General features: G+C 71.8%; 11 protein-coding genes. 3 read left to right on the forward strand and 8 right to left on the reverse strand.

Features of this window, described 5'->3' with window-relative positions:
* Positions 1–151 precede the first annotated feature (151 nt).
* Positions 152–634 (forward strand): GtrA family protein, encoded by a 483-nt coding sequence (locus Q8A52_RS19670; protein ID WP_316753971.1) that lies wholly within the window; start codon positions 152–154, stop codon positions 632–634.
* Positions 615–2102 carry a hypothetical protein gene (locus tag Q8A52_RS19675; RefSeq protein WP_316753972.1) on the forward strand — a complete coding sequence of 496 codons (1488 nt, stop codon included), beginning with the start codon at positions 615–617 and terminating at the stop codon, positions 2100–2102. Before Q8A52_RS19670 ends, Q8A52_RS19675 begins: the two co-directional genes overlap by 20 nt.
* A gap of 22 nt (positions 2103–2124) precedes the next feature.
* On the opposite strand, the gene Q8A52_RS19680 is transcribed toward Q8A52_RS19675, so the two are convergent.
* The 4 genes from Q8A52_RS19680 to Q8A52_RS19695 form a co-directional block, all read right to left on the reverse strand.
* The gene (locus Q8A52_RS19680) at positions 2125–3789 is read right to left on the reverse strand and encodes a glycosyltransferase family 2 protein (protein WP_316753973.1); all 1665 of its coding nucleotides are present in this window, start codon (positions 3787–3789) and stop codon (positions 2125–2127) included.
* Complete coding sequence (locus tag Q8A52_RS19685) at positions 3786–5981, reverse strand: CDP-glycerol glycerophosphotransferase family protein (protein WP_316753974.1); 2196 nt, start codon at positions 5979–5981, stop codon at positions 3786–3788. Before Q8A52_RS19685 ends, Q8A52_RS19680 begins: the two co-directional genes overlap by 4 nt.
* A 102-nt stretch (positions 5982–6083) precedes the next feature.
* Positions 6084–6947 carry an ABC transporter ATP-binding protein gene (locus Q8A52_RS19690; RefSeq protein WP_316754253.1) on the reverse strand — a complete coding sequence of 288 codons (864 nt, stop codon included), beginning with the start codon at positions 6945–6947 and terminating at the stop codon, positions 6084–6086.
* Positions 6948–6951: 4 nt separating this feature from the next.
* The gene (locus tag Q8A52_RS19695) at positions 6952–7863 is read right to left on the reverse strand and encodes an ABC transporter permease (RefSeq protein WP_316753975.1); all 912 of its coding nucleotides are present in this window, start codon (positions 7861–7863) and stop codon (positions 6952–6954) included.
* A 188-nt stretch (positions 7864–8051) separates the two neighbouring features.
* Between Q8A52_RS19695 and Q8A52_RS19700 the strand changes: the two genes are divergently transcribed.
* Positions 8052–8678 carry a TetR/AcrR family transcriptional regulator gene (locus tag Q8A52_RS19700; protein WP_316753976.1) on the forward strand — a complete coding sequence of 209 codons (627 nt, stop codon included), beginning with the start codon at positions 8052–8054 and terminating at the stop codon, positions 8676–8678.
* 79 nt (positions 8679–8757) lie between these two features.
* Here Q8A52_RS19700 and Q8A52_RS19705 read toward each other — a convergent pair whose 3' ends face one another.
* The 4 genes from Q8A52_RS19705 to Q8A52_RS19720 are packed head-to-tail and all read right to left on the reverse strand — an operon-like array spanning position 8758 to position 13632.
* Positions 8758–9696 carry an ADP-ribosylglycohydrolase family protein gene (locus Q8A52_RS19705; protein WP_316753977.1) on the reverse strand — a complete coding sequence of 313 codons (939 nt, stop codon included), beginning with the start codon at positions 9694–9696 and terminating at the stop codon, positions 8758–8760.
* A gap of 29 nt (positions 9697–9725) precedes the next feature.
* Positions 9726–10706, reverse strand: coding sequence for a UDP-glucose 4-epimerase GalE (galE, locus tag Q8A52_RS19710; protein ID WP_316753978.1), 981 nt, complete (start codon positions 10704–10706; stop codon positions 9726–9728).
* Positions 10707–10743: 37 nt separating this feature from the next.
* A complete protein-coding gene (locus tag Q8A52_RS19715) occupies positions 10744–12354 on the reverse strand; it encodes a glycosyltransferase family 2 protein (protein ID WP_316753979.1) in 1611 nt (536 codons plus the stop codon).
* 15 nt (positions 12355–12369) lie between these two features.
* Positions 12370–13632 (reverse strand): glycosyltransferase family 87 protein, encoded by a 1263-nt coding sequence (locus Q8A52_RS19720; RefSeq protein ID WP_316753980.1) that lies wholly within the window; start codon positions 13630–13632, stop codon positions 12370–12372.
* Positions 13633–13708: the final 76 nt, after the last annotated feature.

The raw sequence follows: 13708 nt of genomic DNA on the forward strand, positions 1-13708 counted from the left end.
TACCCGACGGGGGCGTCCCGGGCCGTCATGGCCCGGGGCGTCCCCGTTTTCGTGCGCCCGTCACGTTCTCTTCTTGCCGTCGCTTAGGGAAAACCGGGCGATGAATTTACCGTTTCCTGCTGATCGTGATGCTTCGGATAAAGTCTGCCGCGTGACAGTGAACCTAACCGAGACCCGTCCGGCAGTGAGCGCTCCAGCCCCCGCCCCGGATGCCCGGCCGGTCACCCGAGTCGTCCTCGAAGTGGCGAAATTCGGGGTCGTCGGCGGCAGTGGCGTGCTCGTCAATTTCCTGGTGTTCAATCTGCTGCTGCATGGCCTGGGCTGGCGGGCGATGGTCGCCACGGTCCTGGCGAGCTGTATTGCCATGGCCACGAATTACCTTGGCTTCCGATTTTTCGCCTATCGTGACCGGGCTTCGCGCACCCGACGGCAAATCGTACTGTTCTTCGTTTTCAGTGGCCTTGGTGTCGTCCTGGAAAGCGGTCTGTTCTACGCCGGATATCACGGCCTCGGCCTGCAGGGGCCTTTCGAATCGAACGTGGTCAAGGCGCTGTCGATCGTTCTCGCCTCCGCGTTCCGCTTCCTCGTCTACCGCACCTGGGTCTTCCAGCAGGATGCGCGCCGAGCCGCGTAGCACCGCGGCGACCGCCGGCAGAGCGCTCCCGCAGGCCGCCGCGGTGCTCGTCCTGGTCCTGCTGCTCCTGGTGATCGTCCGCCTCCCCTGGGCGGGCGACCTCGGCATGCACGCGGCCACCGTGGTACGCCTGCGGCACAGCCTCCTGCACCCCGGCAACCCGCTCGTCGAGGCGGACACCCCGAGCCCCTACTACTCGCCGTGGATGCTGGTGCTCGGCGGTGTCGCCCGGATCACCGGGCTGTCGGTGTTCGTGGTGCTGCGCATCGGCGCGGTCCTCGGGCTGGCCCTGCTCGTCACGGGGGTGTGGCGGTACGTCCGCACGCTCAGCACGCATCGGGCCGCGCCCGCGCTCGCCCTCCTGTGCCTGCTGTTCCTGTGGGGGCCGGTGCTGTTCAACTGGAGCGGTTTCCTCGGGCTGAACTCCCTCGCGCTGACCGTGTCGTACCCGAGCGTGTTCGCCCTCGGACTCTCCTTCCACCTGTGGGCATGGCTGACGGGGGCGCTGCGCGGCGGCGCGGGCCGGGCGGTGTGGCTCGGACTCGGGGTGCTGTGGGCGGTGATCCTGCTGGTCCACCAGTTCTCCGGGGTCGTGGCCTCGCTGGGCGCCCTCGCCACCGTGGTCGCGGCGCGACCGGGCCGGCAGGCGCTGTTGCGGCTCGGTGCCGGGGTGGCACTGGGACTGCTGGTGCTGTGGGCGTGGCCGTACTACGACTTCTTCTCGCTCTTCTCGGCCGGCGCGGACCTCGAGGCCATCCACCGCTCGCTGTACCGGCATGTGCTCGGACGGTTCGGGCTGGTGCTGCTCGGAGTGGTCGCGCTGGCGCTGCGATGGCGGCGGGACCACCGGGATCCACTGGTGATCTTCTTCGTGCTGGGAGCGGCCGTATTCGTCCTGGGCGGGGTGAGCGGTCACTACTCCTGGGGGCGCGCGCTGCCCGCCGCGCTGATCCCGGCGCAGCTCGCCGCCGCACTGGAGGTGTTGCCGGGGGAGGGGCGCACACGGGCGGTACGGGCCGGGTGGGCGGTTACGTTGGCCGCCGCGCTGGCCGTGGGGGCGTGGACCCAGGTCGGGACGGTGGGGTACGTCGTGCCGAAGGGCGCGCTGCCGGGCGCGGTAGCCGCGAAGTACCGGGCTCCGTGGGTCGGTTACCGGTGGATCACGCCGTGGGTGAAGTACGGGGACGTCGTCATGGCCCGGACGTTTCCGGCCCGGCAGATCCCCGCCTACGGGCCGTACACCGTTGCTCCCGGCTATCCCGATGTCTTCCTGCCCGACGAAGGACGGCGCACTGCCGCGGTCCGGCGCTACTTCGCCGCGGGAACGCCACGGAGCGAACGGCAGGGGATCGCTCGGGAGTACGGGGTGCGATGGGTGGTGGACACCGGGAACGCCCCTCGGGACGCGGGGCTTCGGGCGGTGGCCCATGGGCCGGGCGGCCAGGTGCTGTACGCGGTACGGCACTGAGCCGGGATGCGGCCGGCCCGCGTCACCTGAGCGCGCTCGCCACCAGCCGCACCACGCGCCGCACCCGCGGTCGCGCCACGCGCCGTACGACCGGCCGGATCACCCGTGCCGTCACCCCCACAGGGCGCCAGCGGATCTGGAGGCGGCCGGGCCCGCGGCCCTCGGGCTCGACGGTGATCCGGTGCGGGGTCGCACCGGAGTGGTAGGCGATACGGGCGCTCAGGGACGGGAAGTCCACCGGGGCCAGGAGGAGGCCCGTGTGGGCCAGGCCCTGGTGTTCGATGCGGAGCAAGGGATGACGGGTGCCGGCGAAGCCGTGGAGGGGGACGGGGGCCACCGACAGATCCAGGCGGGCGCGGCCCTCGAAGACGCCGGGGCGAAGGGGCGTCAGCCGGAAGGGCAGCACGAGGCGGCGTCGGCCCGGGGCCACCAGGATGCTTGCCCGGTGCGGGCCCAGCGGGAGGCGCAGGCCGGGGTCGTAGCTGCGGATCGCGAGGTCCAGCGAGGCGCCCGGGCCGCGCGTGATCTCGGTGATCTCATGGCGGAACTGGGCGCTCGGGAAGGGGCGGGTGTCCAGCTCCAGGTCCGTCACGTCCAGTTCGCGACGGGCCTCGGCCGAGGCGGGGACCCGGTCGCCCCAGTACGTGGCGCCGTCCGCCCCGTCCGTCGTCACCCGCCTCGGTGCCACCCCGTGGCCCAGTCCGCGCGCCGCCAGCTGTGCCTCGGGCAGGCGGCCGTCGCGGACCAGTTGCAGGACCACCCGTTCGGGGCGGGGCAGGCGGGCGTACGCGGCCGGTGTCAGCGTGTCGAGGTACGGCGTCACGATCCCGGCGAAGGACCGCAGCCACTCCTCGTCCCGGTAGGGCAGGTCCCCGGCGTACATACGGAAGTCGTGCTTGAGGAACTTGTAGTCCTTGTCCTCGCGCAGCGACGCGTGCCCGCTCCGCACCAGGAAGTCGTCGATCAGGCGCTGGACATGGACGCGGTCGCCGACGTTGGTCAGCTTGTGCCGCTGGTTGGAGATCGACGCGGCGTCTCCGGTCGCGTACGGGGCTATGTACCAGACGTACACCGGGTCGGGGATGATCGTGAACGCCCTGGCCAGGCAGTACGCCTGCGCCGAGAACAGCTGGTCCTCGTAGTGGATGCCCTCCGGGAAGCGCAGGTCGTGGCGGTCCAGGAAGGCCCTCGCGTACATCTTGCTCGTCGACAGGTGCTCGAACAGGAGCCGCGGGTCCGCCGCTATGCCCTCCAGCGTCCGGCGCTCGGACACCAGGTGCGGCATCCAGGTCGAGCGGTGGCCGCTGTCCACCCGTATCCGACGCACCGCGCCCATCGCGAAGTCGACCTCGCGCTCGCGGTGCGCGGCCAGGAGCAGTTCGACGGCGTTCGCCGGCAGCTCGTCGTCGCTGTCCAGGAACATCAGATACGGCGCCCGGGCGATCTCCAGGGCCCGGTTGCGCGGGGCGCTGCAGCCACCGCTGTTCTCCGGCAGGCGGATACAGCGGATGCGGGGGTCCTGGGCCGCCAGCTCCCGGGCCACCGACGGGGTTTCGTCCGTCGAGTGGTCGTCGCTGATGACGATCTCCAGGTTGCGGTGCGTCTGCCGGCGTACCGAGGCGACCGCCCTGGGCAGGCGGGCCGCGTCGTTGTGGACGATCACCGTCACCGTGACGTCGGGGGTCATGCGGCGGCCTCCTCGGGGGTCGGTGCCGGTGTGCGTTCCTCCACCGGGACGACCGGTGGCAGCGACTCCTCGCTCTCGTCGAGGAAGATTCGTCGTACGACGCGCTCGGCGGCGCGCCCGTCGTCGTACTCGCAGAACCGGCGCCGGAACACCGCCCGTGCCTTGGTCGCGGTCTCGTCGCGCCACGCCCCGGAGGCGAAGATCTCCGCCAGTTCCTCCTGGGTGCGGGCCACGTGCCCCGGTGCCTCGGACATCAGATCGAAGTAGACACCGCGGGTCGTCGCGTACGTCTCCCAGTCGTCGGCGTAAATAACCATCGGACGGTCGAGGTTGGCGTAGTCGAACATGATCGACGAGTAGTCCGTGATCAGGGCGTCGGCGGCCAGGGACAGCTCCTCGACCGGGTCGTACGACGAGACGTCCACGACCCTGCCCGTGCGGCGCAGACCGGCCAGGGGGGAGGCCGCGCCGCCGTAGAAGTAGTGGCCGCGGACCAGCAGGACGGTGTTCTCGCCCAGGCGGTCCGCGAGCGCGGCCAGGTCGAGGCGGGGGGTCCAGCCGGCCTCGTAGTCGCGGTGGGTGGGGGCGTAGAGGACGGCCGTCGCGCCGGGCGCGATGCCCAGGCGGGCGCGGATCGCGCGGATGTCGGACGCGGTGGCGGAGTAGAAGACGTCGTTGCGCGGATAGCCGTAGTCGAGGGAGACGTAGCGGGAGGGATAGGCGCGCTCCCACATACGGGTGGAGTGGCTGTTGGCGGAGACGCTGTAGTCCCACTTGTCGACGCGGGCCAGCAGCGCTGCGAAGTCCATGCCCTTGGCGGCGGCCGGGTGCTGCATCTGGTCCAGGCCCATCCGTTTGAGGGGGGTGCCGTGGTGGGTCTGGAGATGGATCGCGCCGGGGCGTTTGACCACCGGGTTGGGGAAGTTGACGTTGTTCGTCAGGTACTTGGCGGTGGCCAGCACCTCCCAGTAGCGGCGGGTACCGGGGATCACATGGTCCGTGCCGGGCGGGAGGAGCGGCGCGTTGTCCCGGGTCACCACCCACACCGGGTGGATCCGCGGGGCGAGTTCGGCGAGCTTGGCGGCGATCGCGGCCGGGTTGCAGGCGACCCCGCGGTCCCAGTAGGCGGAGAAGACGGCCAGGTCGGGGTCGACCGGGCGGTCCAGTGCCCGGCGGTACCGGTGGTCGCGGAGCTTCGCGGCCATCCCGCGTTTGCGGGTCCGCAGTGCCGACCTCGCCGCCCGGCGGGTGCGGTTGGCGGCCTGGAAGGCGCGGTACTTGGTGTAGGCGCCCTCTTCGAGGAGGCCGCGGCGGATGCCTTCGACGCCTGCCGGGCGGCGGTGGCCCTCGGGGCGCCAGCGGACCGCGGCCAGGGAGGCGCGGCGGAAGAACTCCCGGGCCACCGGGTCGGGCATGTCCTCACGGGCGAAGGTGCGCAGCAGGTCGCGGACCATGACGTCGTAGAGGACGGCGCGGGCGGCGGGACGCTCCTTGACCCGGGGCAGGAGGGTCTCGTAGCGGTCGACGAGCGCGCAGCGCTGCTCGGGCGTGAGCGGCGGGAGGCTCTCCGGGCGCAAGCGGCGGTCCTCGTAGGCGACTTGGTTGAGGCAGGCGACCCGGCCCGCGTCCAGGAGAGTGGTGTACGCGATGTACGGCTCGTCGTCGCGGACGAGTTGCCTCTCGTGCGCCCGCCAGAACTCCGTGCGCAGGGCGCGGTTGCCGAGGAGCGGGGTGACGCGCAGCAGGTCGGCCGCGTCGTCGAGGGCGAGGTCGGCGCGGCCCGCGCGGGCCAGGACGCGGCCGTCGCCGGATGGTGTGCCGGACGTCTGCCAGGTGGTGGCGACATGGTCGAAGAGGAGGACGTCCACCGTGTCGGGCAGTTCCGCGGCGCGCTCGGCGACCATGCGGACGGCGCCGGCCGGCAGGCCGTCCTTGGCGTGGACGAAGTGCAGCCAGCGGCCGGTGGCCCGCGCGGCTCCCGCGGCCCGGGCCGCCGCGTCGCCCGTTCCGTCCGGCAGGGGCAGCACCACCGTCTCCGGGGCGTGCCCCTCGGCCGTCTCCCGGGCCCAGTCGCCGACGGCGGCCACGATCACCTCGGCGTCCGGGAGGGGACGGGCGTCGAGCGAGTCGAGGAGTGCGGTCAGGCGGTCCTGGGTGTTCGGGCCGTGGACGACGACGCTGAGTTCGGGCATCGCAGTGGACTCCTTCGCCTCGTCGTCTCCGGCCGCACCTTTCCCGCCATGGTGTCATTAAGCGGATGAAAGGGATAAACGTTCTTGCGCCGGTGGAGGGGCTCAGGAAGGAAGAGGGACCTTCTCGGCCGCCGGTTTCGGCTGTGCCGCCTGCTTCGGCGGCGCCTTCTTGGGTCCCTTGTCGCCGGTGAACGCCTCGTACTCCTTGAGGACGTCCTCCGTCGGCCCGTCCATGCGCAGCTCGCCGCGCTCCAGCCACAGCACCCGGTCGCAGGTGTCCCGGATCGACTTGTTGTTGTGGCTGACCAGGAACACCGTGCCCGCGTGCTTGCGCAGCTCGCGGATCCGTTCCTCCGAGCGCTTCTGGAAGGAGCGGTCGCCGGTGGCGAGGGCCTCGTCGATCAGCAGGACGTCGTGGTCCTTGGCGGCGGCGATCGAGAAGCGCAGACGGGCGCCCATGCCGGAGGAGTACGTCCGCATCGGAAGGGTGATGAAGTCGCCCTTCTCGTTGATGCCGGAGAAGTCGACGATGTCCTGGTAGCGGGACTTGATCTCTTCGCGGGACATGCCCATGGCCAGACCGCCGAGGAAGACGTTGCGCTCGCCGGTCAGATCGCCCATCAGGGCCGCGTTCACGCCGAGGAGGGAAGGCTGGCCGTCGGTGTAGATATGGCCGTTCTCGACGGGGAGGAGCCCGGCGACCGCCTTCAGCAGTGTCGACTTGCCGGAGCCGTTGGTGCCGATCAGGCCGATCGCCTCGCCCTTGTAGGCGACGAAGGAGACCTTCTTGACCGCGTGCACCTTGCGCACGCCCGCCGCCTTCTCCGCCTGCTTGCGGCGCAGCATGCGGTTGAGGGCGGCCGTCGCGGAGCCGCGTCCGGCGCCGGTGCCGTTGACCCGGTAGACGATGTCGACGTTGTCGACGACGACGGTCGGGACCAGGCTCTCGGGAATGCGGTCGTTCATGTTGTCAGCCACGGCCGTACGTCTCCTCAGCCTTCCAGAAGTAGATGAAGCCGCCGACCCCGGCGAGCAGGGCCCAGCCGACCGCCGCCGCCCACACGTGCGGGGGCAGCTGGTGGGCCTTGAAGCTGTCGATCAGCGCGTACCGCATGAGGTCGATGTAGACGGCGGCCGGATTGGCCTCCAGGGCGACCGTCAGCAGGTGCGGCAGATGGTCCTTCTTCGTCAGCTTGTCGATGCTCCACATGACGCCGGAGACATACATCCAGGTCCGCAGGATGAACGGCATCAGCTGCGCGATGTCCGGGGTCTTCGCGCCCATCCGGGCCATGATCATCGAGACGCCGGCGTTGAACGTGAACTGCAGGACCAGCGCCGGGAGCGCCAGCAGCCAGGAGGCCGCCACCGGCACGCCGAAGCAGAGCAGGATGACGATCAGCGCCGCCATCGAGAACAGCAGCTGCTGGAGCTGCTGGAGGCAGAACGAGATCGGCAGCGCGGCCCGCGGGAAGTGCAGCGCCCGGACGAGGCCGAGGTTGGCGGAGATGGCCCGGGTGCCCGCCAGGATCGAGCTCTGGGTGAAGGTCCAGATGAACACGCCCGTCACCAGGAACGGGATGTAGTCCGGCACACCGTGCTTGGTGCCCAGCAGGACACCGAAGATGAAGTAGTACACCGCCGCGTTCAGCAGCGGGTTCATGACCTGCCACAGCTGGCCGAGCTTCGCCTGGCTGTACTGCGCGGTGAGCTTGGCGGTGGCGAAGGCGGTGATGAAGTGGCGCCGTGCCCACAGCTGCCGGACGTACTCGGGCAGGGTGGGGCGCGCGCCGCTGACCGAGAGCCCGTGGCGCGCGGCGAGCGCCGCGAGGTCGTCGGCCGGGGCCGGTGTCGGAGGCGGTGTGTCGAGGACCTGGCTCACATCCGCTGCTTTCGCTCGGGGGGAGTGGGGGTGCGTGCGTCGGTCGGCGGGTCCGTCCCTCGGTGTTTCCTTACGCGTCTCTTCACGTTTTCTTACGTCGGGACGGGACCGTATCGTCGCAACGGGAGCGTAGGCCCAATCGACGTCGGAACGCAACCGTTTCGTCGTAACGCCCTATGCTTGACGCCATGACGACGAACGCCGACGAGCCGCAGACGCGCCCGCGCCGACGGAGCCCCGCCGGGGCGGCCGTGCTCAGGGAGGACGTGACCGAGGCCATCCGGGCGGCCGTCTTCGAGGAGCTGGCGTCCGTCGGCTACGCCCGGATGTCCATCGAGGGCATCGCGCGTCGTGCGGGCGTCGGCAAGACCGCCGTCTACCGACGCTGGAAGTCCAAGCTGCACCTGGTCCTCGACGTGGTGTCGGCGCTCGCGGTGCTGGGCCTGCCCGTCCCGGACACGGGCTCCCTGGAGGGCGACCTGCGGCTGCTGTACGAGGTGACGTCCCGCGCGCTGCGTCATCCCGTCGCCTCGCAGATCATCCCGGACCTCCAGGCCGAGGCGGCCCGCAACCCCGAGATCGCCGAGGCCATGCAGAAGGCCCTGCGCGACGGGCAGGAGGGCGTGGCCAGCAAGATCATCGCGGCGGCCGAGCAGCGGGGTGAGCTCCGCCGCGGCGTCGACGGGGAACTGGCCCTCGACCTGATCTCCGGCCCCCTGTACTGGCGCTCGGTCGTCATCCGCAGCCCGAAGCTGCCCAAGGGATACCTGGAGGCGCTGACCCGGGCCACCGCGGAGGCGCTCAAGGCGCTGTGAGGCCGGGCGCCGCTCTGCGAGGCCGGGCGAGCTCCGTGCGGCCGGGCGCCGCTCCCTGCGGCCGGGCGCTCCCACGGCGCTAATCCGCCAGGCGCCGTGCCAGTTCCGCCAGCTCCTCCGCCCGTAGCACCCGCTCCCCGAAGCCCGGAAGCGGGACGTGCAGGGCCTCGGTCCAGCGGTCCGGGACGGCGCCGATGCCGTACACCGCCCCGGCCAGGCCCCCCGTGACGGCCGCCACGGTGTCAGTGTCCCCGCCGAGGTCGACGGCCGTGCGTATCGCCTCCTCGTAGGTGGACGTGGTCCGCAGGGCCCAGACGGCGGAGCCCAGGCAGGGCCAGACGGCGCCGTTGAACTCCGTGGCCAGGTCGGGGTGCCAGTCGGGCGCGAGGACGTCCGCGTACCGGACCCGGTGATCGGGGTGGACCTGCCGCAGCGCCTCCGGTACGGCGTCGAGCGGGTCGCCGCCGTCCAGGCCGACCCGCACCAGCTCGTGGAAGACCGAGGTCCCCTCCCATGCCGCCCGGTCCCCGTGCGTGAGCGCGGAGATGCGCCGGGCGGCGTCCATGGTGGCGTCCCTGCCGAGGCCCGCGAAGTGCACGGCGGAGGGCGCGGCCCGCATCAGGGCTCCGTTTCCGGCGCCGCGCTGACTGCTCTGGAAGTGCAGCGCGGCCGCCACGTGCCACGGGTCGCCGCTGCTCAGCACCGCCTCGGTCTGCAGCCCGATGTCCTTCGGGTCGGCGGCCGCCCACCGCTGGAACCGCCGGAAGACGTCCGGCAGCCGAAGCTCGCCGCACTCCAGCAGTGACTCGGCGACCAGCACGGCCATCTGCGTGTCGTCGGTCGCCTCGCCGGGATCCCAGCCGCCGCCCCCGCACATCTCGCCACCCTGCCCCGGCTTCGGGAAGCGTGCGGAGAAGGCCCCCTCGGGGCCGAACTCGAAGGGCGCGCCCAGGGCGTCGCCGACCGCGGAGCCGATCACTGCGCCGATGGCGCGTTCGATGCGCGGAGACTCGGTCATCCGGGCAGAGTAAGGCTCTCCGGTTACGGTCAGGTGCGCGCCGCCTCCGGATGCATGCGGACCCAGCCCTCCCACGCCGAGGTGATCATGTCCTCGACGTCGTGCTTGGCCTTCCAGCCCAGCTCAACGGCGATGCGGTCGGCGGAAGCGACCACCCGGGCCGGATCGCCGGGGCGGCGCGGGGTGACGGTCGGGGCACGGTGGTAGCCGGTGACCGCGTTGATCCGGTCGATCATCTCCCGGACCGAAACCCCTTCCCCGCGGCCGATGTTGAGGGTCAGGTCGCGGCCGGCGGAGGACTGGAGGGCGCGGGCCACGGTCACATGGGCCTCGGCCAGGTCCACCACATGGATGTAGTCCCGCACACAGGTCCCGTCCGGGGTCGGGTAGTCGTCGCCGAAGATGCGCGGGGGCAGGTTCTCCGTGAGCTTCTCGAACACCATCGGGATGAGGTTGAAGACGCCCAGGTCGGCCAGTTCCGGGGCTGCCGCGCCGGCCACGTTGAAGTAGCGGAGCGAGGCTGTGGACAGCCCGGTCGCCCGGCCGGTGGCGCGGACCAGCCACTCACCCGCCAGCTTCGTCTCGCCGTACGGCGACAGGGGCACGCACGGCGTCTCCTCCCTCACCAGGTCGACGTCCGGCATGCCGTACACGGCCGCGGAGGACGAGAACACGAACGACGGCACCTCCGCGGCCGTGACCGCCTCCAGGAGGACCCGCAGGCCCTCCACGTTCTCCCGGTAGTACTCCAGCGGGCGGTCCACCGACTCGCCCACCTGCTTCTTCGCCGCGAGATGCACGACACCGGTGACGGAGTGCTCGGCGAAGGCGTGCGCCAGCCGGTCGCCGTCCAGCGTCGACCCCGCCACCAGGGGGACTCCGTCGGGCACGCGCTCGGCGAGGCCGGTGGACAGGTCGTCGTACACCACCGTCTGTTCACCCGCCTCGGCCATCGCGCGTACGACATGTGCCCCGATGTAGCCGGCGCCGCCGGTGATCAGCCAGGTCATGTGCGGCCGTCCCCTCGTGGATTGACCCGATCGGATCTCAGTGAAGCAGGCGCAGCAGCCTTCCGCGGACCACTGCCACCACTCCCCGTGTCCCGGTTGCCGTGCGCAGTGCCAGTGCCCCCGAGTGCGTGGCGTACGGCTGTACGAGCACTACACCGTGCCGGGCGCTCGGAACGGCGCGACGGCGCAGCAGACCGGCGCCCGCGACCGCGTGCGCCGTGACGTCCCGGTACACGCCGTGGGCGAAGCGCAGACGCAGCCGAAGATCCCAGGTGCCCGTGCCGAGGGAGTCGAGTTCGACGGGCACCTCCGCCGACCATGTGTCGTCGCCGGACGGGACGAGCGGGCAAGTGCGGGGGAGGGACGTCCGGCCGTCCTCGCGCCCCCGCCACTCCACCTCCACCGCCTCCGGGCCCGCCTGTGCCACCCGCCCGTACAGCTCGTGCAGGCGCAGCCGCAGCAGGGTGGCACGCGCGCGTGGGCGCAGTTCCCCGTCGACGGCCAGCGGGAGGACGCGGACGGGGCGGGTCAGAAAGGGGGCCAGGGTGACCCGGGGGAGGGTGTCGGACCAGACGGGGGTGCCGTCGGGGGTGCGGGCGTAGGGAGGGCACAGCCGGGCCGGGCGGGCGGCCAGCTCCCTCAGGCGGGAGAGGTCGCGTGGTTCGGGGGACTCCAGGACGACCCGGGCGAGCAGCCGCCCGGGGGCGGCCGGGTCGAGCTCCCAGTCGGTCGCGTCGTAGCGGCCGAGATACGCCCGGGTGTGCGCCCACCATGCGCGCCGGTAGTGCGCGTCGTGCAACTCCAGCTCGCGTGCGTATATGCGCAGCTCGTGGTCGAGGAACTTGGCGCGCGCCGCCCGGGCCAGCTTCTTCTGCCCGGCGCCCAGCAGGATGTCGTACGCCAGCGCGCAGGCCTCCGTGCGCGCCCGCCAGTTGTCGATGGCGGAACGGTCCAGCGAGAGCGAGAGCCGCTCGGCGGAGCGGCGCACGTGCCACACGTACACCCGGTCCGGTACCAGGGCGATGCGCGGCCCGGCGGCCAGCACGCGCGCGGTGAAGACGAAGTCCTCGTAGAGGAAGCGGCCTTCGGGGAAGCGGATGCCGTGCTCGCGCAGAAAGCCGGTGCGATAGAGCTTGTTGACGCAGAGGGTGTCGTGGACGAGGCGGGGGCGCAGGGAAGGGCGTGCGACGACCGAGTGCGCCGTGTACAGCGCAGGCTGCCACGGGCGCTCGCGCCCCGAGGGGAGCTCACGGCGCACGCACAGCCCGCCGGCCACTTCGACGCGCGCCCCGGTTGCGGCCGTGAGCAGTGCGTCCACCGCGCCCGGCGGCAGTACGTCGTCGCTGTCCAGGAACATCACGTACGGCGCCGTCACCGCGTCGAGGCCGGTGTTGCGGGGGCTGCCGCAGCCCCCGCTGTTGACCCGCCGGCGCACCACCGTCAGCCGCGGCTCCCCGGCGGCCAGCTCCGCGAGCAGCTCGGCACTGCCGTCCGTGGAGCAGTCGTCCACGGCGACGACCTCCCGCACGGCGGGCCCCTGTGCGAGCGCCGAGCGCACCGCGTCCCTCACATGGGCCGCGTCGTTGTAGCCGATGACGACGACGCCCACGCGAGGGGCGCAGGACGAGGCATCCAGAGGGGCGGACATGTGTGCGAACTCCCGTCAGGAGGCGCTCAGCGCTCGATCCGCAAGCCGGCCGGATCCGGAGCGGGGTTCGGTCACGGGCGCGGGGCTTCCGGCCGGGGGCCGGGCGGAGCGCCACAGCCGGACGAAGGACAGCACGGCGGCGGCCCCCAGCAGACCGTTGCGGACGAGCATCAGCAGACAGCCCGTCCAGGTGCAGCCCACGACCTCGGCGTACAGCGCGGGGTACGCCACCGCGCTCACCGCGGTCGCCGCCAGCACCAGCGCGGCGACCGGCCGCTGGACGGTGTGCCGCGAGGTCAGACAGACGGCGGCCAGACCGACCAGCCAGATCATGTACTGCGGGCTGATGACGCGGCTGGTGACCGTGAACAGCAGGACGGCGCACAGCGCGGCGTCGAACGGGGTCGCCTCGGTCCAGCGCCGGGCCTGCACGCGCCACAGCAGCAGGAGCGCGAAGGCGGCCGCCGTGAGTGCGAGGGAGACGGTCGCCACGGCGGAGACGTAGGGGCCGACGAGTTCGATCGCGCCGTACTGGTAGCGGGCCCTGCCCGGCCAGCCTGCGTGCCGCGCCAGGCTGAGCGCCGTACCGCCCAGCGACTCGATCTGCACGCCCCGGTTGCCCTGTTGCCGCAGAAAGGCCAACGGATTGCTGAACGACACCGCGAAGAGTCCCAGCGAAGCGGCCCCGGTCAGGCCCGCCCATGTCCAGGCGGAGCGCGTCGCCGGCCCTCTCGGCGTCCCCAGCAGCACCAGCGCGGGCCACACCTTCACCAGGGCGCCCAGCGCCGCGAACGCCCCGCACGCGCGCGTGGAGCGCGACAACGCCAACAGGGAGATGACGGCGAGGGCTGTCACCTGCACGTCGTACCGCGCGAGCGGGAGGTGCAGCAGCAGCGGCAGGCCGCCGATCCACAGGGCGGCTCCGAGCAGGCTGCGCCCGGACCGCGTGCCCGCGCGGGCCAGCGCCGCGGTGACCAGCGCGTCGGCGGCCAGCGTGAGAGTCACGAAGGCCTGGAAGTACGTCAGGTCCGGGAGCAGTCCGGGCGACAGCAGCACCGCGCCCGCGCCCGGTGGGTACTGCCACAGCGTGTCGTGCGCCGGGAAGGAGCCGTGGGACAGGGTTTCGTACCAGTGGAAGTACAGTCGCCACACCTCGCGTGCCACCGCGCCCCGGCCGAGCACGGGCTCGGTGTTGTGGGCGAGCAGCCACAGCATCAGGGCGCGGGTGGCGAGCCAGGAGACGGCCAGGGACGTGAGGGTGAAGTGACGGCGATTCATCACCCCGGAGCGTAAGCCGCGCGGATGGTGTAATAGTGCTGATACGCCGTCAATACCCGGCAAAGGTTGGCTAATC

Origin of the sequence: Streptomyces herbicida (genome assembly GCF_032656585.1) — a bacterium.
GTDB lineage: Bacteria > Actinomycetota > Actinomycetes > Streptomycetales > Streptomycetaceae > Streptomyces > Streptomyces herbicida.

Bases quoted from the DNA above. Each gene is read 5' to 3' on its own strand.
- Q8A52_RS19685 (WP_316753974.1), bottom strand. From the start codon at position 5,981: ATGCCCGAACTCAGCGTCGTCGTCCACGGCCCGAACACCCAGGACCGC.
- Q8A52_RS19680 (WP_316753973.1), bottom strand. From the start codon at position 3,789: ATGACCCCCGACGTCACGGTGACGGTGATCGTCCACAACGACGCGGCC.
- Q8A52_RS19705 (WP_316753977.1), bottom strand. From the start codon at position 9,696: ATGACCGAGTCTCCGCGCATCGAACGCGCCATCGGCGCAGTGATCGGC.
- Q8A52_RS19720 (WP_316753980.1), bottom strand. From the start codon at position 13,632: ATGAATCGCCGTCACTTCACCCTCACGTCCCTGGCCGTCTCCTGGCTC.
- Q8A52_RS19715 (WP_316753979.1), bottom strand. From the start codon at position 12,354: ATGTCCGCCCCTCTGGATGCCTCGTCCTGCGCCCCTCGCGTGGGCGTC.
- Q8A52_RS19690 (WP_316754253.1), bottom strand. From the start codon at position 6,947: ATGAACGACCGCATTCCCGAGAGCCTGGTCCCGACCGTCGTCGTCGAC.
- Q8A52_RS19700 (WP_316753976.1), top strand. From the start codon at position 8,052: ATGACGACGAACGCCGACGAGCCGCAGACGCGCCCGCGCCGACGGAGC.
- Q8A52_RS19675 (WP_316753972.1), top strand. From the start codon at position 615: ATGCGCGCCGAGCCGCGTAGCACCGCGGCGACCGCCGGCAGAGCGCTC.
- galE (WP_316753978.1), bottom strand. From the start codon at position 10,706: ATGACCTGGCTGATCACCGGCGGCGCCGGCTACATCGGGGCACATGTC.